This window comes from Caulobacter sp. FWC2 (assembly GCF_002742625.1).
Lineage (GTDB): Bacteria > Pseudomonadota > Alphaproteobacteria > Caulobacterales > Caulobacteraceae > Caulobacter.
The window spans coordinates 4,014,319-4,036,687 of the sequence record NZ_PEBF01000001.1 but is presented as its reverse complement, the minus strand read 5'-3'; the positions used below and the strand labels follow the sequence as shown (position 1 = coordinate 4,036,687).

Annotated in this window: 14 protein-coding genes; 9 read left to right on the top strand and 5 right to left on the bottom strand. The window is 66.7% G+C overall.

Features of this window, described 5'->3' with window-relative positions:
- Nucleotides 1–72: 72 nt before the first annotated feature.
- Entirely contained in the window at nucleotides 73–3,330 is a 3,258-nt protein-coding gene (locus CSW62_RS19140; RefSeq protein WP_099580555.1) for a TonB-dependent receptor, read from the top strand.
- Between the two features lie 73 nt (nucleotides 3,331–3,403).
- Nucleotides 3,404–5,140 carry a gamma-glutamyltransferase gene (gene ggt / locus CSW62_RS19135; protein WP_099580553.1) on the top strand — a complete coding sequence of 579 codons (1,737 nt, stop codon included), beginning with the start codon at nucleotides 3,404–3,406 and terminating at the stop codon, nucleotides 5,138–5,140.
- Nucleotides 5,141–5,362: 222 nt separating this feature from the next.
- Here ggt and CSW62_RS19130 read toward each other — a convergent pair whose 3' ends face one another.
- The 3 genes from CSW62_RS19130 to CSW62_RS19120 all read right to left on the bottom strand — a co-directional run bounded on the left by CSW62_RS19130 (nucleotide 5,363) and on the right by CSW62_RS19120 (nucleotide 12,842).
- Nucleotides 5,363–8,119, bottom strand: a complete 2,757-nt coding sequence (locus CSW62_RS19130) for a M14 metallopeptidase family protein (protein WP_099580550.1) — start codon at nucleotides 8,117–8,119, stop codon at nucleotides 5,363–5,365.
- A gap of 264 nt (nucleotides 8,120–8,383) precedes the next feature.
- On the bottom strand, nucleotides 8,384–11,227 hold the full coding sequence (locus tag CSW62_RS19125) for a TonB-dependent receptor (RefSeq protein WP_099580548.1): 2,844 nt from the start codon (nucleotides 11,225–11,227) through the stop codon (nucleotides 8,384–8,386).
- A 451-nt stretch (nucleotides 11,228–11,678) separates the two neighbouring features.
- Complete coding sequence (locus CSW62_RS19120; RefSeq protein WP_099580546.1) at nucleotides 11,679–12,842, bottom strand: glycoside hydrolase family 105 protein; 1,164 nt, start codon at nucleotides 12,840–12,842, stop codon at nucleotides 11,679–11,681.
- A gap of 261 nt (nucleotides 12,843–13,103) precedes the next feature.
- Between CSW62_RS19120 and CSW62_RS19115 the strand changes: the two genes are divergently transcribed.
- The gene (locus CSW62_RS19115) at nucleotides 13,104–14,381 is read left to right on the top strand and encodes an alginate lyase family protein (protein WP_099580544.1); all 1,278 of its coding nucleotides are present in this window, start codon (nucleotides 13,104–13,106) and stop codon (nucleotides 14,379–14,381) included.
- A 16-nt stretch (nucleotides 14,382–14,397) separates the two neighbouring features.
- Here the strand turns inward: CSW62_RS19115 and CSW62_RS19110 are convergent, their stop codons facing one another.
- A complete protein-coding gene (locus CSW62_RS19110; RefSeq protein ID WP_099580542.1) occupies nucleotides 14,398–15,162 on the bottom strand; it encodes a FadR/GntR family transcriptional regulator in 765 nt (254 codons plus the stop codon).
- 174 nt (nucleotides 15,163–15,336) lie between these two features.
- Between CSW62_RS19110 and manD the strand changes: the two genes are divergently transcribed.
- The 6 genes from manD (at nucleotide 15,337) to CSW62_RS19075 (ending at nucleotide 21,968) form a co-directional block, all read left to right on the top strand.
- A complete protein-coding gene (manD, locus tag CSW62_RS19105) occupies nucleotides 15,337–16,548 on the top strand; it encodes a D-mannonate dehydratase ManD (protein ID WP_099580540.1) in 1,212 nt (403 codons plus the stop codon).
- 598 nt (nucleotides 16,549–17,146) lie between these two features.
- A complete protein-coding gene (locus tag CSW62_RS19095) occupies nucleotides 17,147–17,404 on the top strand; it encodes a hypothetical protein (RefSeq protein ID WP_199170641.1) in 258 nt (85 codons plus the stop codon).
- Nucleotides 17,405–17,490: 86 nt separating this feature from the next.
- Nucleotides 17,491–18,015, top strand: coding sequence for a low affinity iron permease family protein (locus tag CSW62_RS19090; RefSeq protein WP_099580536.1), 525 nt, complete (start codon nucleotides 17,491–17,493; stop codon nucleotides 18,013–18,015).
- Between the two features lie 153 nt (nucleotides 18,016–18,168).
- Complete coding sequence (locus CSW62_RS19085; protein ID WP_099582368.1) at nucleotides 18,169–19,383, top strand: MFS transporter; 1,215 nt, start codon at nucleotides 18,169–18,171, stop codon at nucleotides 19,381–19,383.
- Entirely contained in the window at nucleotides 19,380–21,002 is a 1,623-nt protein-coding gene (locus CSW62_RS19080) for a glycoside hydrolase family 43 protein (RefSeq protein WP_099580534.1), read from the top strand. Before CSW62_RS19085 ends, CSW62_RS19080 begins: the two co-directional genes overlap by 4 nt.
- Before the next feature lie 78 nt (nucleotides 21,003–21,080).
- Nucleotides 21,081–21,968, top strand: coding sequence for a TauD/TfdA family dioxygenase (locus CSW62_RS19075; RefSeq protein WP_099580532.1), 888 nt, complete (start codon nucleotides 21,081–21,083; stop codon nucleotides 21,966–21,968).
- On the opposite strand, the gene CSW62_RS19070 is transcribed toward CSW62_RS19075, so the two are convergent.
- Nucleotides 21,946–22,353, bottom strand: coding sequence for a response regulator (locus tag CSW62_RS19070; protein ID WP_099580530.1), 408 nt, complete (start codon nucleotides 22,351–22,353; stop codon nucleotides 21,946–21,948). The genes CSW62_RS19075 and CSW62_RS19070 overlap by 23 nt on opposite strands.
- Nucleotides 22,354–22,369 lie beyond the last annotated feature (16 nt).

Genomic DNA, 22,369 nt, shown 5'->3' with positions numbered 1-22,369 from the left:
GCCCTCGCGTCGGTCAGGTTGAAGGCGTCTTCCCATGGGGATGGATGACGCCCCGAGGGGTTACCAAGAAAAATGTCGATCGACACTCGCCGCCGCACGGTCCGCGGCTTCCTGATGGCGTCCGCCGCCGTTCTCGTCCTGGCCGGTCCGGCCCTGGCGCAAGAGGCCCGGCACAGCTTCAACATTCCGGCCGGCGACGCGGTCAACGCGCTGCAGACCTTCGCCAAGCAATCGGGCAAGCAGGTGCTGTTCCCGTTCGAGGCCGCCTCCGGCAAGACCACGCCGGCGGTGACCGGCGACGTCGCCGACGCCGACGCCCTGGCGCGCCTGACCAAGGCTGCCGGCCTGGTCGTCGCCTCCGACGACGGCAAGACCATCACCCTGCGCCAGGCGCAGGCCCAAGGCCCCCAGTCCTTCAGCGCACGGGCCGGCGCGGCGAGTGAAGAGGCCCAGACGGTCGAAGCGATCGTGGTCGTCGGCTCGCAGATCGAAGGCGCCCGCACCAACGCGGCCCTGCCGGTGACGGTGGTCGGCGAGAACGAGATCATCGCCACGGGCGCGGTCTCGGGCGACGAACTGTTCCGCGCCATCCCGCAGGCCGGCGACGTGACGTTCCAGGAAGCCCGCACCACGGGCAACCTGAACGACGCGCGCGGCGACGTTTCGTCGCTGAACCTTCGCAGCCTCGGCACCGGCAACACGCTGGCCCTGCTGAACGGCCGCCGCGCCGTGCTGGCGCCGGGCAGCCAGACCGAGAACCTGGTGCCGGTCCAAACCGTCAACACCAACTCGTTCCCGGTCGCGGGCGTCAAGCGGGTGGAAGTCCTGCGCGACGGCGCCGCCGCCATCTACGGCACCGACGCCGTGGCCGGCGTCGTCAATACGGTGCTCGACACCAAGTTCCGCGGCCTGAAGATGGAAGCCCAGTACGGCGGCTCGGAAGGCACCAGCTACCGCGAAGGCTCGTTCAACGTGAAGGCCGGTACGCGCCTGGAAGACGGCACGCGCCTGACCTTCTTCGGCAACTACACCGGCCGCAGCCGCCTGAACGCCAGCGAGCGCGACTATTCCGCTACCGAAGATCACCGCGCTCAGGTCGCCGACACCCCGTGGGTCGACAACACCACCTTCGACAGCCGCTCGACCTCAAGTCCCTGGGGTTCGTTCACCCTGATCCCGGCGACCACGGCGGTGCGCCAGGGAACGACCGCCCTGACGACCTCGGGCGTCTTCCACATCGAGCCCGTCAGCAACACGGCGGCCGGCTGCTCCAGCAATGTCCTGACGGGCGGCATCTGCATCAAGTCGGGGACCATCACGGGCACGACGGACCGCGTGCTGCGCTATGACGAAAACCCCGACCGCACCCTGAAGGGCGGTGTCGAGCGCACCAACCTGTTCTCGACCGTCGAGCACGACTTCGGCGACATCACGGCCTATGGCGAGGCGGGCTACTACCACGCCCTGTTCACCGGCAGCCGCGAGCAGTCGGCCCCGCTGAGCACGGCCCCGATCACCATCGCGGCCAACGCCTACTGGAACCCCTTCGGTCCCGTGGGCAGCGTCAACCGCCTGGCCAACCTGACCGGCGTGCCGACCGGCGGCGCGGCGATGAACATCACCACCTATCGCGTGGTCGACACCGGCCCGCGCACCTACACGGTGACGGACGACAGCTACCGTCTGCTGGGCGGGCTGAAGGGCTCGTGGAACGGGTGGAAGTGGGATTCGGCGGCGCTGTATTCCAAGGCCCGCACCAAGGACATGACGCACAATGCGATCAGCAACACGCTGTTCCAGCAGGCGATCAACCGCACCGATGCGTCGGCCTATAACCCGTTCAACGGCGGCAACCTCGACAACTATTCGCTGGGCGACACCTCGCCGAGCAATCGCGACACGATCAACTCGTTCCTGATCAACGTCTACCGGATCAGCGAGACCTCGCTGGCCTTGGCCGACTTCAAGGTGTCGAAGAAGGACCTGTTCCGCCTGCCGGGCGGCGATGTCGGCTTCGCGGCCGGTGTCGAGTGGCGCCGCGAGACCTATGACGACGACCGTGACAACCGCCTGGACGGCACGATCAAGTACACCAACAGCGTCACCGGCGTGACCTACAACACCGACGTCCTGGGGGCCTCGGGCTCGCCGGACGTGCACGGCAGCCGTTCGGTGAAGTCGGCCTTCTTCGAACTGGCGGTGCCGGTCATCTCGCCCGAGATGAACATCCCGTTCGTGGAGGAGATCAGCCTGCAGATCGCCGCGCGCGGCGAGGACTACTCGGACTTCGGCAGCGTCTATAAGCCCAAGGGCGCGATCTACTGGAAGGTGGGCCAAGGCCTGGCCTTCCGCGGTTCGGTCTCGCAGAGCTTCCGCGCCCCGAACCTGCCGCAGTTCTACAGCGACGGCGCGACGGTCTCGAATAGCCGCATCGACTACGGCTCCTGCCGCATCAACGGCACGACCTGCACCAGCGTCAGCACGATCGAGTCGCGTAGCGGCAACAAGAACCTGAAGCCGGAAGAGGCCGACAACGCCACGGTCGGCGTCGTCTACCAGCCGACCTTCATCCCGAGCGACTTCGGCAAGCTGACCCTGACGGCCGACTTCTGGTCGATCCGCGAGAAGGGCGTCATCGGCGTCGTGGGCGGCTACAACGCCATCGCCTATGACTACTATCTGCGCCTGCACGGCTCCTCGAACCCGAACGTCGTCCGCGACGCTCCTGTGGGCGCGGCCACGGTCGGCAACATCGCCTACATCAACGACACCTATCAGAACCTGCAGCCGCGTATGGTCCAGGGCGCCGACTTCAGCGTCGACTACGACCTGGACGACACCCCCTGGGGCGATTTCGGCCTGTCGGTCAACGTCGCCAAGCTGCTGAAGTACGACCAGTCGGCCAGCCCGCTGGAGTCGCTTCTGCAGAGCGCCGTCGCCTCTGGCGAACTGCCGGGCCTGACGATCTCGTCGGCCGGCAACCAGATCAAGATGGACGGCTTCCCCGAGTTCCGCGGCACCGCCAGCTTCACCTGGCGCTACAAGGGCTGGGGCGCCGGCGCGTTCGTGCAGTATGTCGGCGAAGCCTACGACACCGGCCCGGCGCAGGTGAACGGCGAGTACTTCCCGATCAAGGACTGGACCACGCTCAGCCTGTACGGCCAGTACGCCTTCAAGGACGGCATGTTCGGCGGTTCCTCGGTCCGCATCGGCGCGCGCAACGTGTTCGACAAGGACCCGCCGATCTCGGCGTCCAACTTCGGCTACTCGGGCGCCCTGCACAACGCCACGGGCCGCTACTGGTACATGAACCTGTCCAAGAAGTTCTAGGCATCCCACGACGGGGCGGCTCTCCGGGGCCGCCCCGTTTCTCTTCGCGCGTATCGTCCTGCGAGGCTCGACCTTGAAACCCTTCCGCCTGTTCGCGACGGCCGCCTCGGCCCTGGCGCTCGCCCTCACGCCGATCGCTTCGAGCGGGGCCCTGGCCCAGAAGAAGCAGCTGCTGGAGTATCCCAGCATTCACTCGCCAGTGGTGGGCGAGAAGGGGATGGTGGTCAGCCAGAACGCCATCGCCACCAAGGTCGGCGTGGAGATCCTGCGGCAGGGCGGCAACGCCGTGGACGCCGCGGTCGCCACCGCCTTCGCCCTGGCCGTGACCCTGCCGCGCGCCGGCAATATCGGCGGCGACGGCTTCATGATGGTCTACATGGCCAAGACCCAGGAAACGGTCTTCATCGACTATCGGGGCATCGCCCCCAAGGCCGCCAAGCTCGAGACCTTCGTCGACGAGAACGGCAAGGAGATGGACGACGTCTCTTCGCGCGGCTACCGCGCCCCGACCGTGCCGGGCACGGTGGCGGGTCTCTACCTGGCCCACCAGAAGTACGGCAAGCTGCCGTGGAAACAGGTCGTCGAGCCGGCCTTCAAGCTGGCCAGCGACGGGGTGGCCCTGTCGCCCGACGAGGCCTTCGTGTTCAGCTGGGGCAAGGAGCGCCTGTCCGAGAGCGCGGCCGGCAAGGCGGCGTTCTACAAGGCCGGCGGCGAGCTCTATCGCGCGGGCGAGAACCTGAAGCAGCCGGACCTGGCGTGGTCGCTGCGCCAGATCGCCGACAAGGGCGCTGACGCCTTCTATCGTGGCGAGATCGCCCAGCGCTTCGCCGCCGACATGAAGGCCCACGGCGGCCTGATCACCGCCGAGGACCTGGCGTCCTACAAGGCCGTGGTCCGCCAGCCGCTGGAGGGCACCTATCGCGGCCTTACGGTCAGGACCTCGCCGCCCGCCAGCGCCGGCGGCGCGACCTTGCTGGAGATGCTGAACATCCTGGAGCAGTTCGACCTGAAGGCTTCGGGTCCGGGCTCGGCCAAGTCGCTGCACCTGATGGCCGAGGCCATGAAGCTGGGCTACGCCGACCGTTCGCGGTTCTTAGGGGACACCGACTTCGTCAAGGTGCCGCTGACCGGCTTCACCTCCAAGGCCTACGGTGTCGAGCGCGCCAAGCTGATCGACCCGGACAGGGCCAAGAGCGCCAAGGAACTGGGCGCGGGCGATCCCTGGGCGTTCGAGAGCCACAACACCACCCACTTCTCGGTGGCCGACGCGGACGGCAACGCCGTCTCCAACACCTTCACCCTGGGCGCGGACTTCGGCTCGGGCGTGATGGTGGCCGGCGCGGGCTTCGTGCTGAACAACCAGATGAACAACTACGCGCACGCCGCCGCGTGGCGGGCCCAGAAGACCGGCAAGCCCTTGCCGCCCAACGCCCTGCAGCCGGGCAAGCGCGTGCTGTCGACCATGATGCCGACCATGATCTTCAAGGACGGCAAGCCGTGGCTGATCACCGGCACGCCGGGTGGCAGCACGATCATCGACACGGTGCTGCAGGTCATCGTCAATGTCGTCGACTTCAAGCTGAACGTGGCCGAGGCCACCCACCAGCCGCGCATCTTCCAGGACGCCAGCGACAGCCTGCGCGTCGAGCCGAACTTCAATCCCGACACGGTGGCCGCCCTCAAGGCGATGGGCCACCCCCTGACCTCGGACGAGACCATGGGCTCCGCCCAGTCGATCATGATCGACAAGGGTCTCTTCCTGGGCGGCGCGGATCCGCGCCGCCCAGGAGCCGAGGCGATCGCCCCCTAGGGGTCAACTCCCCCCACCTGAGAGACCTCTTGGGACGCGATCCATCGGCGCCGGGACTGCCCTCCCGGCGCCGATTTTCGTTTGTGGGGGAACAGATGCTCCCCCGCGATGCGGGGGAGCTGTCGCGGAGCGACTGAGAGGGGGAGCTGGATGTAGCCGCATTAGCCCCCTCCGGCCCTCTGGGCCACCTCCCCCGCAGCGCGGGGGGAGGATCTATCGGCATTACTTACCTGCCGACACCGCCGGCCCGTACAGCAGGCCGTTGAACAGGAACTTGAACGTCCCGTACGACTGAGCGCGCTGGGTGATCTCGGGGCCGAAGGCGAAGACCTTGCCCTTGCCGATGTCGATGTCGAGCATGGCGGTCGAGCCCTTCAGCTTCTCCTGGCCGACGGCCCAGCCGCTGCGGAGCGGCTTGTCGGCGTCGAACCAGGCCACGCGCGACACGCCCTTCACGTCGGGCTTCACGGAGAAGGCCGGGCTGCGGTCGAAGAACACGTCGACCTGGTCCGAAGCCCCATAGGCCAGCGGCTGTTTCGGATCGACCTTGGCGCGCAGCACCGAGCCCGGGATGTAGAGCTCGCGGTTGGTCAGCGCCTTCAGCTGGCCGTTCTCCATCTTGGCGGTGGCGACCTCGACCGGCGCGCCCAGGGCCGTGGCCAGACGCGTCGAGGCGCCGATGGCGACCACCGTGCCGCCGCCCTTCACGAAGTCGGCGATCTTGGGCAGGGTCTTCTCGTCGGTCACCCGGCCCAGCCACGGACGGTACTCGGCGGGGATGTCCTCGGGCTTGGGCTGCTGGCCGCCGCGGCCGGCCTTGAACGGGCCGTCGGCGGGCGCGGGGACGACGCCGTCCGGGAAGACCAGCACGTCATAGTCCTTGGCGATGTCGCCGGCGTCCAGGCGCTGCGGATAGACGACCTGGAAGGGCGCCTCGAACTTCTCGAACATCCAGCGGTTCCAGCCTGACGGCATCGAGCCGCCATAAACGTCGACCAGGCCGACGCGGATCGGCTTCAGGGCGATGGTCGCGCCCGAGGGCTTGCCGCCGACGGCATAGGCGTCGATGCCCAGGTCCTTGACGCCCTTGTCGATCACCGCCTTGGCGGCGGGCGAGGCGGGGACGAAGATCGCGCCGGCGCCGAACGCGACCTTACCGGCCTTGGCGCCGTCTTTGAGCCAATAGACCTTGGCCCCAGCCTTCAGCAGGCGGTTGGTCAGGGTGAAGCTGGCGTTGGTCTCGTGGCTGACCAGCCAGCCCGCGCCGCCCGAACCCTTCACCGCGCCAGGCGTCACTGTGATCAGGTCCGGCACGCGGGTCGTGGGGGCCTCGAAGCCCTCCAGGATGCGGTCGAACTTGATGCCCATCTGATAGGCCAGGGTGTAGCCGGTGACGTCATAGGGCGCCTTGGGCGGACCGCCGGGATATTCCAGGTCGTGCGGGTGATCCTGGGGCTCGAACATGTCCATGATATGCGGGCGATAGGCCTGGGCCGAGCGCACGACATAGGAGCCGGCTGGATAGGCCTTGCCGGCGATCGTGAAGGGCTTGGTGGCCTTGTCCACGTCGACGCCGGTCTTGATCAGGGCGTTCAGGAAAGCCACGACCGTGGGCATGTCGGCCTGGTCGGCGGGGATGACATAGCCGCGCGGGTCACGCTCTTCGGGGGTCTGCAGCACGGTCTTGTAGAGGCTCGGATCCACCGCCGCGCCGTAGGGGCCGGGCTTGCCCTTGCCGGCGGCTTGCAACTCCTCGACCCGGGTCGGGGTGATCGTCCAGCTGTCCTTATTGCCGCGCTTGATGCTGTTGTCGCCCATCTTCCAGATGTTGAAGAGCAGGCGTTCTTTGTTCCGGGCGGCGTAGTCGATCACCGCCATGTTCATGGTCCACTGGTAGTCCAGCGAGTCCTGCAGGCGCCATTCGCGCGGCGCGATGGGGGCCGGGCGGTCGTTGCCCGGCAGTTGCAGTTCCGGCACCAGGTTGACCGTCGTCGGGGTCGGGCCGCCGATGATCTCGGTCAGCAGGCCGATTGAATTGTGGAAATAGGCGACCGACCGCTCCATGCCGTTGTGCCAGGTGGAGTAGGGGGCGGCGCTGCGCGCGCCCGAGCCCGGCTTGTCCTCGGCCACCAGGCGGCTGTGCATGGCCATGCCGACTTCCTGCAGCTCGGTCATGACCAGCGGGTCGTAGTTGAAGTTGAACGGGTCGCGGAACGGCGGCACGAACACCACCATGCCGTTCGGGCCGGTCTGGTGCTGGTTGTAGATGATCTGCGGGTACCACTCGCGGAACAGCTGCTTGTTGACGTTGGTCGTCTCGGCCATGGCCGACATGAAGCTATCGCGGTTGTTATCGTGGCCGACGTACTTCTGATAGAGGCGCGGCAGCGAGCCGAACTCGCGCTTTTTCGGATCCTGGTTACGCATGTACCAGTCCGAGACCATCTCCATCCCGTCCGGATTGTCCTGGCCGAACAGGATGACGGTGTCATCCAGCAGGCGCAGCGTTTCGGGATCGGTCTGGGTCAGCATCCTGTACAGGACCTGGATCTGGCCTTGCGAGGTGATGGTCTCGCTGGCGTGCAGGCCGGCGTCGATCCAGACCACGGCCTTGCCCTCGGCGGCCAGCTTGCGGGCCTCGTCTTCCTTGACGCCCTCGGCCTTGGCCAGCTTGCGGGAGATCTCCTTGTAGCGGTCCAGCTTGGCCAAATTGGCGGGCGAGGAGACGATCGCCACCCACATGGTGCGGCCTTCCTCGGTCTTGCCGATGTCGACCAGCTTCATGCGGTCCGACTGGCCGGCCAGGGTTTTCAGATACGCCTCGTAGGCGGTGTAGTCGGCCAGGAAGTAGTCGCTGCCGACCGGTTGGGCGAAGGCCTTGTCAGGCGGGGTGATGTCGGCGGCGATCGCGCCGCTCATCCCCGTGAAAGCCAGCACCACGCCGAGGGCCGCCCCGGCCATTGCTCCGCTTCGCGTCATTTCCAACCCCGTTGCCCTCGGCGGACGCAACGGTGCGTCGGCCCCTCTTTAGACTGACGTAAGTGGAGAGCGTTTCCGCACCCGCGGCAACGGCCGGCCCAGCCCATTTTTTAGGGGGCCATAAAAGGAAAGGGGCCGCCCTCGCGGACGACCCCTTCCATCTCATCGGACCCTACTCACGCGGTCCGTACGCGAGATCGCTTTGGCGTGGCGCATGATGGCCGCCGAAACCGGCGACCACTTTCGGCTATCACGCTTGGACGACTAGTACTTCAGGCGCATGCCGACGCGGAAGTAGCGGCCCACGATGCCCGACTGCGAGTAGGTCGGGTTCCAGTTCACGCCGGCGTAGTTGGCCGGGTTGAACATCGGGCCGGTGTCGAACAGGTTCATGACGTCGGCATAGACCGTCGCCTTCTCGGTGACGTCGTAGGCGCCCGTCAGGTCGACGGTCGTGAACGACTTCACGCGGCAGTTGAAGCTGGAGTCGCCGTAGAGGCAGCCCTCGGTGTAGCTGTCGTCCACTTCACGCATGCCGCTGGTGTAGCTCATGGTGCCCGTCACGTGGATGGGACCGCGCTCGAAGGTGTTCATCCACGACAGGCGGTTCTTCGGCGTACCCGCGCCCGACGACAGCACGTACGGGGCTTCCTTGCCCACGTAGTTATAGGTCGTGCCGTCTTGGGTGTACTTGTAGTCGAAGATGGTCGTGGCATCGAGGTTGCTCGTCCACTTCACGTCGGCCGGCAGGTAGAACGTGGCCTGGACGTTGAGGTCCAGACCGCTGGTCACCAGCGAGTCGGCGTTGATGTAGGGCGAGGCGACCGACAGCACGCGTGGCAGGGCCGTCGGGTGTTCCGGATCGATCGCGTCGGCGACCACGGTATAGCCGGCCGGGATGGCCTGGCCCGAGTAGTAGGCGGCCAGGGCCGTGCCCGCGCTGGCTTGCGCGATCACGTTGTTCTTCTTGATGTGGTAGTAGTCCAGCGAGACGCTGAAGCTGCGCGTGGGAGCCCACACGGCGCCGAGGGTGTAGCTGGTCGACTTCTCCGGCTTCAGGTCCGGATTGGCCGTGGTGATCGACGAGAGCGAGTAGGCCTTGGTGTACTCGTTGTTGCCGTGGGCGTCGCGGAAGGCGGCGTAGGTGTCGCCCTTGAACGAGAACGTCGTGAAGCCCTGGCTGGCCGAGTTGCCGGCTTCCGAGAACGACGGCGCGCGGAAGCCCTTCGAGATCGTGCCGCGCAGGGCGACCGTCTTGATGGGCGTGAACTTGACGCCGATCTTCGGCGAGAAGTTGCCGCCGAAGTCCGAGTAGTGGTCGTAGCGACCCGACACGTTGACTTCGATCTGGGTGGTGACCGGCAGGCCGACTTCGGCGAAGGCCGAGGCGACGGTGCGGTTGCCCTCGGTGCGGGCGTTGCCCAGGCCTTGCGCGTCGTTGACCGGGTTCAGGGCCGGGTCGTTGGTGGCCTCGTAGCGGAACTCGCCGCCGATCCCCAGCTGGGCGTCGCCGCCCGGCAGGCTGAACAGGGCGTGCGAGGCCTGGAAGTTCACCGAGTCCATGTCGGTGGTCGAGGTCTTGGCCAGGACCGGCGACAGGGCGTCACGAACGGCTTGGCTGTTCTTCGACGGATCGACGAAGTTGTAAGCGCCCGTGTTGATGTCGCTCATCAGCTGCTTGTAGCTGAGGAAGCCGGTCTGGGCGCTTTCCAGGGTGTCGTGCGCGATGACGACATTGGCCTGGTAGTTCCAGTCCCGGGCCTCGCCCTTCACGCCGCCGACCAGACGGAACATCCGGTTGGTGTAGCGGGCCGAGGCCGGCAGGTCGCTGAAGCGATACTTGATCAGCGCGTAGTCGCCGGTCGAGGCGAACGGGTTGTTCGGGTTCAGCTTGCGATCGACGGCGGTGGCGCATGAGACGCCGGCCGAGCAGATGTAGACCGGCAGAACCAGGTTGGTCAGGTTGTTCGGCGTGCTCGACGAGACGCTGACCGGGGTGCCGTTCACCGAGGTCTTCGACTGGATGAAGCTGCCCGAGATGTAGGCTTCAAGGTTGTCGTTCGGCTTGATCGTGAAGCGACCATAGGTGCCGACGCGCGACTGCTTGGGCTGGATGTCGCCGAAGTTGGCGACGTTCTGGGCGCAGTACGTGCCCATCAGGACGCCGTCTTCGTCGTACTGCGAGGTCAGCGGAGCGTCGGCGGCGCAGGTGCGCAGCGGCTGCCAGACGTTGGCCGGGCTGTCGATGGCGATGCCGGTGGCCAGGTTGCCCGGCGTGCCCAGGGTGGCGCGCTTGACGTTGCCGTAGAAGGTGCTGCCGCCAGTCTGCGGGTTGTCGTTCGAACCGCCGGGGATCGAGGACAGGTCATTGGTGTTGTACGGGAAGCCGCGCTGGTTGCCGCGAATGCGCTTGTCCAGCTGATACTCGACGTCGAAATACAGATTGTACTTGTCGGTATCCAGGTCGCCGTAGCCGATGTCGCCGTTGAAGCGATACTGGTCGCCGCCGCCGTGCTGAGACGTGCCGAACGAGGTGTCAGCGCTCATGCCCTGGTAGTTCGACTTCATGATGATGTTGACGACGCCGCCGATGGCGTCGGCGCCGTACAGCGACGAGGCGCCGTCCTTCAGCGTCTCGATGCGCTCGACCGCGTTGAACGGGATCGAGTTCAGGTCGACGAACGCCTTCTGGCCGTCGTCGGCCAGCGGATAGTTGGCGTTACGCAGGCCGTCGATCATGACCAGGGTCGAATTGACCGACAGGCCGCGGAGCGACACGCCGGTCGAGCCGGCGGCGAAGCCGTTGCCGAACGCGGCCGGAATCGAGCCCGAATTGTCGGCCGACAGGCTGCGGATGGCGTCCGACACGGTCGTGATGCCCTGGGCCTTCAGCTGTTCGGTCGTCTGGACCGTGACTGGCGAGGGGGTGGCGGTGTCGGTGCGGCGCAGGAGCGAACCGGTGACGACGACGGCCTCGACCGAGTTGTCCTCGGGAGCCGCTTGGGCGGCGGGGGCGGTCTGGGCGTTCGCGGCGAAGCCGGCCAGCGTGGCCACGCCAACGATCATGGAGGTCGCGAGCAAACGGCCCCGGGTAATCTGATACTTCATGACTTTATCCTTCCGGGCCGCCCTCGCCAGCGCGAGCGCCGACGTCCTTACAGCCCGATGCAAAGATGTGTTTCCCGTCGCGATCCGGCGGTTGTCGGCGCCTTAGGCGCTTCCGAACCAGGTGGTCAATCGTGAGGCAATTCGTGTAATCGAATTGTCGTGAAGCTGTATCTTTAAGGGCACGACTTTGGCCAATTGGGGCGGGAATGAGACGAGGCCATATCGTCGCCGAAACATTACGGAAATTTATAGATCCATTAGGGGAACAATGGGGAAATCTCATCGTTCGCAGAACGCCGAACTCTATGTAGCGTTTTTAGTGTAGGTAATAATCGAGGCGTTCGTTGAATATCGATATTCAGCTTCGCGCGTCGTCGCGTGGGGCTGTACGCGAGCTTGTGTCCGCGAGATCGTCGGGTTCAGGGCTGAGTTCGAAAGGGTAGGGTGGGCGCTAGAAGCGGCCGCGCGAGACTTCCGAGGCCGCCAGCAGGAACGCCCCGGCGCCGTAAAGTTGGGTGTCGCCAGCCTCGACGTGATCGGGCGCGTAGCCCACTTGCTGCACCCAGCCGAGCTTGCCGTCCGGCTGCACGGCCTTGGTCAGGGCGCGCCAGCCCAGGCGGGCGGCGGTTTTGTACTTCGCGTCCTTCAAAAGGCCGTTGTTCACGCCCCAGGCCAGGCCGTAGACGAAGAAACCAGTTCCGCTGCTCTCGGGCGGGCTGTGCTCGGGCGCCAGCAGCGATACCGACCAGTAGCCGTCGGGCTTCTGCAGCGCCGCCAGCCTGGCTGACATCCGCTTGAACAGCGCCAAGTAGCGCGGGCGCGACGGGTGGTCGGCCGGCAAGGTCTTGAGGATGTTGACGACGCCCGCATAGGCCCAGCCGTTGCCGCGGCTCCAGAAGATCTTGCGGCCCTGATCGTCCTTGCGGTCGAAGTAGCGGCTGTCGCGGAAATAGAGATTTTCCTGCTTGTCGAGCAGCCAGTCGGTAGCCGCCCAGAACTCCTTGTCGCCATAGGCGGCGTAGCGGGGGTCGTTGGTGGCGGCCGACAGGGCGATCCAGGTCGGCGGGGCCATGAACAGGGCGTCGCTCCAGCACCACCGGGCTTGGCAGGGCTGATCTTCCGTGCCGTCGATGAAGGTCAGGTCCGCCTCGGGCGGATCGGCCAGGATGGCGTCGAAGCGGGCCTTCACCGGCGCGATCTGGGCTGGGTCGTGGTCGCGGCCATACGCCCAGATCCAGGTCTGGGCGATGACGTGGTCGTCGGCGTGCAGGGCGCGCGGTCCCAGGCCCCACGCCTCCTGGGCGCCGTGGATGCGCACGGCCTGGGCGTAGCCCTGGTCGCCGGTCCGTCCTGCGAAGGCGGTCAAGCCGGCATAGAAGGCGCCCTGGATCCAGCCGCGCGGGTTCTGGGTCTTGGCGTGCTGGGTCTTCACATAGGCGAACTGGCCGTCCATGTGGCGCAGTTGCCAGTCGGCGACGGCGCGGCCCAGGGTCAGGCCGGAGGCGGAGAGATCGGCGGAAGCCGTGGCGGGCTCGATCCGTTTTGGCGGTTGCGCGGCGACGGGAAGGGCGCTCAAGGCCAGGCAGGCCAAGGCCGTCGCGAACCGTGCGCGCATCGCAATCTCCCCGTGGGCGCGTCTCTGTCGGACGCTGCGTCGCGGCGCGTAGTGGCTCCGCTGGAAGTTGTTTTTACGCGATGCCATCGCTTTCAGGCAATCGCATCGCCCGACGCAGCTCTGTCATGCCAGTTCCTTGTCTGGTCGCCCAATCTCGGCTTAGGTTGGGCCTGACACCGGTTTCCTCTGTCTCGCGAACGGAGCGACGCCGGCGCGGCTCGCGGCCTCGACGCGGCGGGCGGCATGAGGAGGAGAGACCTGATGATCCGACTTACGATCCGATCCCTGGCCCTTTGCGCGGTCGCCGCCGGCGCGCTGGCGATCGCCGCGCCGGCCCTGGCGGCTGGCGCTGGTCCGGTCTGCAAGGCCGCCGACGGCTACGTCGCGGACTTCGACGGCCGCCGCACCTTTCGCTGGAAGCCGCAGGGGCTGAAGGCCGCCAAGGCCACCCTCGCCGACCCGTCCGTCGCGCCGGCGTACAAGGCCTTGATCGCCCGCGCCGACAAGGCGCTGGCCGGCCCGGACTACGCCGTCACCGACAAGACCCGCACGCCGCCCAGCGGCGACAAGCACGACTACATCTCGATGGGGCCGTACTGGTGGCCGGATCCCAGCAAGCCGAACGGCGAGCCCTATATCCGCAAGGACGGCGAGTTCAATCCGGAGCGCTCGACCAACGCCTTCGACGCCGTGCGCATGGACAGCATGGCCAGCGCCGTCGAGGCCCTGTCCCTGGCCTACTATTTCACCGAAGACGCCCGATATGCGTCCAAGGCCGCTCAGTTGCTGCGCGTGTGGTTCCTGGATCCGACCACGCGCATGAACCCGTCCATGACGTACGCTCAGGGCGTGCCGGGCCGCACCCTGGGCCGCGCCGAGGGCGTGCTGGACACCTATCGCCTGCTGCGGGTGGTCGAGTCGATCGGCCTGCTGGCCCCCTCCAAGGCGGTCGCGCCGGCGGAGCAGAAGGGGCTAGAGGCCTGGTTCGGCGGCTACGTCGCCTGGCTCCAGACCGGGCCGACGGCGAAGGAAGAACGCGCCGCCCAGAACAACCACGGCATCTGGTACGACTATCAGCTGGCGACCTTCTCGCTGTTCGCGCGCCGGGCGGATCTCGCCAGGACCGTGATAGCCGAGGCCGGCAAGAGCCGCATCGACCCGCAGATCGAGCCTGACGGCAAGATGCCCAAGGAGCTCGCCCGCACCCGGGGCCTGCACTACAGCTATTTCGCCCTTGAGCCGCTGATCGGCATGGCCGAACTGGGACCCTGCGTCGGCGTCGACCTTTGGGGCTATAAGGGCTCGAAGGGGCAGGGCATCCGCGCCGCCCTCGACTATCTGGCGCCCTATGTCGGCAACGAGGCGGCCTTCCCGTTCAAGGAGCTGAAGCCGGAAGACGCCACGGACGAAGCTCTGCCGCTCTACGACCTGGCGTCCTGGGCCTATGGCGATGCGGGCTTCGCTGCGAAGGCCGACATCATCGCCAGGAAGGACCCGGCGGCGCCGAGCCGGCTGGTGATCGGGGCCTATCGAAACTAGGCGGTCAGCGTCCCCGCTAAATCGCCGAACGGCGCGCCAGTTCGGTCCGTCGCGCGGCGACCTCGTTGCGGGCGCGCTCCAGGGCGTCGATCTCCGTCGCCGTCAGCAGGTTGTCGATCACCCGGCCCAGGTGCTCGCGCATCGCATTGCGCGCGGCGGTGGGGTCGCGTTCCTTGAGGGCCAGCAGGATCTCCTGGTGGTCGTCGATCAGGGGGCGCACGCCGACCTGGCGGGCGCGCTCCAGCATGGCGCGGCAGAGGGGCGACTTGTAGCGCAGGTCCCAGAGGTTCTCGACGACCGTGACGAAGGCGCTATTGCGGCTGGCCTGGGCGATGGTGACGTGGAAGCGGCGGTCGGCGCGCTCGCCGCCGCGCGGGTCGCTGTCGTTCTCCACGACCATGTCGTCCATGATCGTCGCCAGCTCGGCGAGTTCCTCGTCGGTGATAGTGGCGGCGGCCAGCGCCGCGACCTCGCCCTCGATCAGTCGGCGGGCTTCGGTCAGCTCGAAGGCGCCGATGTCCAGTTCGGGGGCGGCGACTTCGGCGCGGGGCGCTTCGGTGACATAGACGCCCGAGCCGTGACGGGCCTCGACCAGGCCGCGGATCTCCAGGGCGATCATCGCCTCGCGCACCGTCGGGCGGCTGACCTTGTAGTCTTCCGCGAGGTCCCGCTCCGAGGGCAGGCGCTGGCCAGGCCGGTGTGTGCCGTCGCGAATCGAATCAGCGATCGAATTGGCCACCTGTTGGTAGAGCTTGCGGGTTTCGGCCGTCGAAGTGGTCATCGTCTCGTCAATCCAACCGACCCTGCGCCGGGGTCGAAGCACCCTATTGTAGGAGTGATCGGCGCGCTACAGGCCCGCGCTCGACGGACTGGCAAGACCACTAGCTTCTTGTCGGATAACTCGCTAGAAGTGGTCAGGCCACTTTACGGTTCCGCCCTTAGCTACTCCAGGTCCATGCTGAAGATCATCGACGCCAAGGTCATCGTCACCTGCCCCGGCCGCAACTTCGTGACGCTCAAGATCACGACCGAGGACGGGATCACCGGCGTCGGCGACGCCACCCTGAACGGCCGCGAACTGTCGGTCGTGAGCTTCCTGCAGGACCACATGGTCCCCAGCCTGATCGGCCGTGACGCCCATCAGATCGAGGACATCTGGCAGTTCTTCTATCGCGGCTCGTACTGGCGCGGCGGCCCCGTGGCCATGACCGCCCTGGCCGCCGTCGACATGGCGCTGTGGGACATCAAGGGCAAGGTCGCGGGCCTGCCCGTCTACCAACTGCTGGGCGGCGCCTGCCGCACCGGCGTCACCGTCTACGGCCACGCCAATGGGGAGACCATCGACGACACCATCGCCGAGGCGGTGAAGTACAAGGCCATGGGCTACAAGGCCATCCGCCTGCAGACCGGCGTGCCGGGCCTGGCCAGCACCTACGGCGTCTCGGGCGACAAGATGTTCTACGAGCCGGCCGACGGGAACCTGCCCACCGAGAACGTCTGGTCGACGGCCGCCTATCTGAAGCACGCACCCAAACTGTTCGAGAAGGCGCGTGAGGTCCTGGGCTGGGACGTCCACCTGCTGCACGACGTCCACCATCGCCTGACCCCGATCGAGGCCGCGCGCCTGGGCAAGGATCTCGAGCCCTATCGCCTGTTCTGGCTGGAGGACTCGGTCCCCGCCGAGAACCAGGCCGGGTTCCGCCTGATCCGTCAGCACACCACCACGCCGCTGGCCGTCGGCGAGATCTTCGCCCACGTCTGGGACGCCAAGCAGCTGATCGAGGAACAGCTGATCGACTACCTGCGCGCCACCGTGCTGCACGCGGGCGGCATCAGCAACCTCAAGAAGATCGCGGCCTTCGCCGACCTGCACCACGTCAAGACCGGCTGCCACGGCGCCACGGACCTATCGCCGATCACCATGGCGGCGGCCCTGCATTTCGACATGTCGATCCCGAACTTCGGCCTGCAGGAATATATGCGCCACACGCCGGAAACGGACGCCGTGTTCCCGCACGCCTACACCTTCAACGACGGCATGCTGCACCCGGGCGACAAGCCGGGCCTGGGTGTCGACATCGACGAGGAACTGGCCGGAAAGTACGAATACAAGCGCGCCTACCTGCCGGTGAACCGCCTGCAGGACGGGACCATGTTCAACTGGTAAGACCAGTTTCCGGCGCAAGCCGGCCTTGCTGACGCGGGGCAGCGGTCGCGTTTGTCGCGTCCGCCGTCGCCTAGGTCGGTTGGACGGGCGGGGCGCGCGCGACCGCTGCCGGCCATATCGGCCGCAAAGACCTCAATCGCTTCAAGGTCGAGGGCATGACCTGCTCGGCATGCGGCCTGGCCGACGGCAAGGCCTATCGCAGCCCCGCCGGCGCGATGACGGCCCTGACCCGTTGCACGGGCGCTGCTTGCGTCGCTGGCCCATACACGGTCAGCTGGACGCTCATCTACAACGAGCCCATCTTCCCAGCGAAAGCTGACGCGGCGGCCTCATTTACAGATCACGCGGCAATCGGCCCGTCGTCTTTGCGCAGCGAATGCCTCGCATTCATGTTGTAGTACGAGGGTTTATAACACTTACGTGCCCGTGAATGTCGGGTTTACGACAAACAATTATGGCCTGACTTGGCCATATTTATTCGCGCTCCCCAAATCGGAGTGTTAATCTGTAGTCATCACCAGCACAGCCTTTTCGAGCGCTGGTGACTGAGAGACGAAGCCTAGGCTTCACTCCCGCTCGAAAGGCAGGAGTCCATGTCGTGCCTACGTACCTCTTCTACCCGCGACGGGCCGATGGCGTGTCCCTGACCTTCATCGCCAATGCCGCCCAGAATGACCTCGAAGCGCTCCAGTTGGCGGTCGACGTCGCGGCGGCGCATGACTGCGTAGGTGTCTTCGTCTGGGAACCGGCTACTGCCGCCGACGGCAAGGATCGCTTCGTCGGCGAGGTCGAGCGACGCGGCGCCCAGGTCCTGCATCGACCGATGCCGGAACGCGGAGCTTCCGCGCCCGTCTAGGCGTTACCGGGGCGATCGCGAGCGCGTAGCGCGCTCGAACCCCAGAGGATGGCGCCTTTCCGCGGAAAGGCTTCGGAGGTCGCCGCGTGGACAAGCTGTTCGCCAAGTTCGCCAATGTCACGGCCCGCGCCACGGGCAGTCCGCCCGCGTTTCTGATCTGCGTCGCCTTCGTCGTGCTGTGGGCGGTGACGGGGCCGATCTTCAAGTTCTCCGAGACCTGGCAGTTGGTGATCAACACCGGCACCACGATCATCACCTTTCTGATGGTGTTCCTGATCCAGAACACCCAGAACCGCGACGGCGTCGCCCTGCAGACCAAGCTGGACGAGCTGATCCGCGCCACCACCGCGGCTGAGGACGAGTTCATCGGCATCGAAAAGCTGACCGACAAGGAACTCGAGACCATGCACGCCCACTGCAAACAGCGGGCGGACAAGCATATGCAGGCCTTCCAGAAGGTGGCCGCCGAGAAGGACGCCCGAATCAAGGCCCGCTCCAAGGGCAAGGCGTCCGCAAAGCCCGCCAAGAAGGCCCCGTCCGCCAGCGCTCGCGCCCGTAGCCACGCCAAGGCCCCGGCGGCCGGTCACGCCGCGCCCAAGAAGGCCGGGTGATATCAGACCACGGCAGGGTGGACGTCAGACCTCAACGACGATAGCGGTACCATCGAACGGGCCGGTCTAGGGCGCCCGACGGGGAGAGCCGCCTTGCCGAAAGTCTCTTTTCCAAAGCTCAGGGCCCTGCGCTGGTGGATCATCGGCCTGGTCATGCTGGGCGCGATCGTCAACTACCTGACGCGCTCGACCATGGGCATCGCCGCCCCAACGGTGATGAAGGACCTGGATATCTCCGTGAAGGAGTATTCCTGGATCACCGGCGCCTTCCAGCTGGGGATCATGCTGCAGCCGTTCTGCGGCTATGTGCTCGACACCCTGGGCTTGCGCACCGGCTTCGCGGTCTTCGCGGCCGCGTGGTCGCTGATCGCCATGGCCCACGGGCTGGTCCACAACTGGCAGGGCTTCGCCGTCCTGCGCGCCTTCCTGGGGCTGGCCGAGGGTTCGGCCCAGCCGGCGGGCATGAAGACGGTGGCGACCTGGTTCCCGGCCAAGGAGCGCGGCTTCGCGGGCGGGGTGTTCAACATCGGGGCCTCGATCGGTTCGGTCCTGGCGCCGCCGCTGGTGGTCTGGGCCGTGCTGGCCTGGAACTGGCGGGCGGCCTTCGTGCTGACCGGCGCCTTTGGCCTGGTCTGGGTGGTGCTGTGGCTGACCTTCTACCGCTCGCCCGAGCAGCACCCGTCGATGACCGACGAGGAGCGCGCCCAGATCGCCGCCGGCCAGGAGACGCACCTTGCCGCCGCCGGGACCAAACCGTCGATCCTCTCGATCCTCAAGCAGGGCCAGTTCTGGGGCATCGCCTTGCCGCGCTTTCTGGCAGACCCGACCTGGGGAACGCTGTCGTTCTGGGTGCCGCTGTATCTGTCGCAGACGCGCGGCTTCGATCTCAAGCAGATCGCCCTGTTCGCCTGGATGCCGTTCGTCGCCGCCGACCTGGGGTGCCTTGCCGGGCCAGTGATCGCGCATTTCCTGCAGAAGCGCGGGGTGTCGCTGATCAACGCCCGCCGCATCGCCTTCACCCTGGGCGCGGTCCTGATGACCGGCATGATCTTCGTCGGCAAGGTCGAGAGCGCCTACGCCGCCATCGCCCTGCTGTGCCTGGGCGGCTTCGCCCACCAGACCCTGTCGGTCACCGTCATCACCATGGCCTCGGATCTGTTCCGTCGCGACGAGGTCGCCACCGTGGCGGGGCTGGCCGGGATGATGGGCAATCTGGGCTTGCTGATCTTCTCCCTGATGATCGGCGGGCTGGTGACGACGATCGGCTACGACCCGTTCTTCGTGGCGCTGGGCGTGCTCGACATCGCCGGGGCGGTTCTGCTGTGGACGCTGGTCAAGGACCGCGCCGCACCTGAGGTAAAAGTATGAGCGTGATCCAGAACCCGATCCTTCGCGGCTTCAACCCGGACCCGTCGATCGTGCGGGTGGGCGAGGACTACTATGTCGCCACCTCGACCTTCGAGTGGTTCCCGGGCGTCCAGATCCACCATTCGCGGGACCTGAAGAACTGGCGGCTGCTGAGCCGACCGCTGACTCGCGCCAGCCAACTGGACATGCGGGGCGATCCCGACAGCTGCGGCGTCTGGGCGCCCTGCCTGACCCATGCCGACGGCAAGTTCTGGCTGATCTTCACCGACGTGAAGCGCTACGGCCGGACGACCGTCGGCGGCGCGTCGGGGGCGAGCCTGCGCGACTTCCACAACTACCTGGTCACGGCCGACAGCATCGATGGCCCATGGTCGGATCCGATCTATCTGAACAGCTCCGGCTTCGACCCGTCGCTGTTCCACGACGACGATGGCCGCAAGTGGCTGGTCAACCAGCTGTGGGACCACCGGCCCGGCAAGACCCGCTTCGCCGGTATCGTGCTGCAGCGATTTTCGGTCGCCGGGGGGAGGCTGGTCGGTCCGCGCAAGGTGATCTTCGAAGGCACGTCGATCGGCCTGACCGAGGCGCCGCACCTCTATAAGCGCGACGGCTGGTACTACCTGGTCACCGCCGAGGGCGGCACCGGTTGGGGGCACACCATGACCCTGGCCCGGTCGCGGAGCCTCGATGGTCCCTACGACCTGCACCCCGATACCTATCTCCTGACGTCGCGCGACCGTCCGCACGTGGCCCTCCAGCGCGCCGGTCACGGCGACCTGGTCGAGACCGCCGACGGTGAGACCTACGCCGTCTATCTGGTGGGCCGCCCCCTGCCCAATCGCGGCCGCTGCCCGCTGGGGCGCGAGACGGCGATCCAGAAGCTGGTCTGGGGCGAGGACGGCTGGCCGCGCACCCTGGACGGCTCCGGCGACCCGACGCTGGAAACGCCCGCGCCGGATCTGCCGGAACAGCCCTGGCCCGCCACGCCGGTCCGCGCCGACTTCGACGGTCCCGACCTGCCGATCGACTTCCAGTGGCTGCGGACGCCCTATCCGGAAGAGCTGTTCAGCCTGACCGCCAAGCCGGGTTCTCTGCGCCTCTACGGCCGCGAGAGCGTGGGCAGCGTCTTCCGCCAGGCCCTGGTCGCCCGCCGCCAGCAGGCGCAGTGCTATTCGGCCGCCACGGTGCTGGACTTCGAGCCCGAGCACTTCCAGCAGGCCGCGGGGCTGATCTGCTACTACAACGGCTCCAAGCTGCACTATCTGCACGTCAGCCACGATGAGGCGATCGGCAAGCACCTGAGGGTGATGAGCTGCAGTCCCGACAGCCCGCAGTCCGACAGTTTCACGACCCCGATCCCGCTGGACGCCGGCCCGATCGAACTGCGGGTCGAGGTCGATTTCGAGCGCCTGCGGTTCGGCTACCGTCAGGGACAGGGCGAGTGGACCTGGCTGCCGGAGTCGTTCGACGCCTCGATCCTGTCGGACGAGGCCACCGCGCCCGGCGCGCCGAACTTCACCGGCGCCTTCGTCGGCATGGCGTGCCAGGACACGTCCGGAACCGCGGCGCCGGCCGACTTTGACTGGTTCGACTACGAGGAACGGGACTATTCTCGCTAACTGGGGCCGGCCCCAGAAATTGTGAATTGAGCGATCGGCGTTCGGTCGTAGGGTTCTGGAAAGTCCAGGGAGGACGCCATGAACGCTCCGGTCTCGATCTCCGAACACGACGCCGCCCCCTATGCCGGCTTGACCGTCACGCCCGTCAGCACAGTGCTGGGGGCCGAGATCTCCGGTCTCGACCTGACCCAGCCGCTCACACCCGAGATCGTCGCGGCGATACGCGCGGCGCTGTTGCGCCACAAGGTGGTGTTCTTCCGCGACCAGGACATTTCCTACGAGGACCACGTCCGCTTTGGCCGATACTTCGGCGAGCTGGAGGGGCATCCGGTAACCGCCCACGTGCCGGGCTTCCCGGAAATCCTGCACATCGAGGCGGCCGACGGCATGAAGCTGCGCGAAGAGATCGTCCCGCTCGTCCGCGCGGCCAACAAGTGGCACACCGACGTCACCTTCCGCGAGGCGCCGTCGATGGGCGGGGTGCTGCGGATGCGGCACATGCCGCCGCTGGGCGGCGACACCTTGTTCGCCGACACCGCCGCGATCTATGCTGACCTGCCGCAGGCCCTGAAGGACAAGCTGGCGACACTCACGGCCGAGCACGACATCATCCAGAGCTATGGCTATCGCGTCGACGAGGCCAAGCGCCAGGAACTGCGCGCCGCCTATCCGCCGATGATCCATCCGGTGGTCCGCACCCATCCGGAGACCGGCGACAAGCACCTGTTCGTCAACAAGGTCTTCACCACCCGGATCCTCGGTTTGCCCGAGGACGAGGCCAAGGCGCTGCTGGCCGACCTGCTGGACCGCGTGAAGGTGCCCGAATACCAGGTCCGCTTCCGCTGGACGCCGAACGCCATCGTCTTCTGGGACAACCGGGCCACCCAGCATTACGCGATCCTCGACTACTGGCCCCAGGAGCGGATTGTCGAGCGCGTGACGATCAAGGGCGACAAGCCGTTTTAGGATCCTCCCCAGCATCGCGGGGGAGCAGCGCCTGGTTCAAGCAGTCGATCAGCTTCTCGCCATTGAACGGTTTGGGCAGGAAGCAGGTCACGCCCGCCTTCTCGGCGCGGAGCTTCTGGATGTCGTCGGCGAAGGCCGTGATCAGGATCACCGGGGTCTTCTCGCCCGCCGCGATCATCGCCTCCTTCATCTCGACGCCCGTCATGCCGGGCATCTGAAGGTCGCTGATCACGCAGTCGGCCTGGCCCCGAGCGGCCGAGGCCATGAAGGCCGTGGCGCTGTCGAACGCCTGGACGCGGTGGCCCAGCGATCGCAGCAGCCCTTCCAGCGAGACGCGGACCGAGTCGTCGTCGTCGACGACACAGATGAGCGGGGAGGAGGGCAAGACAGAATCCTTGAAC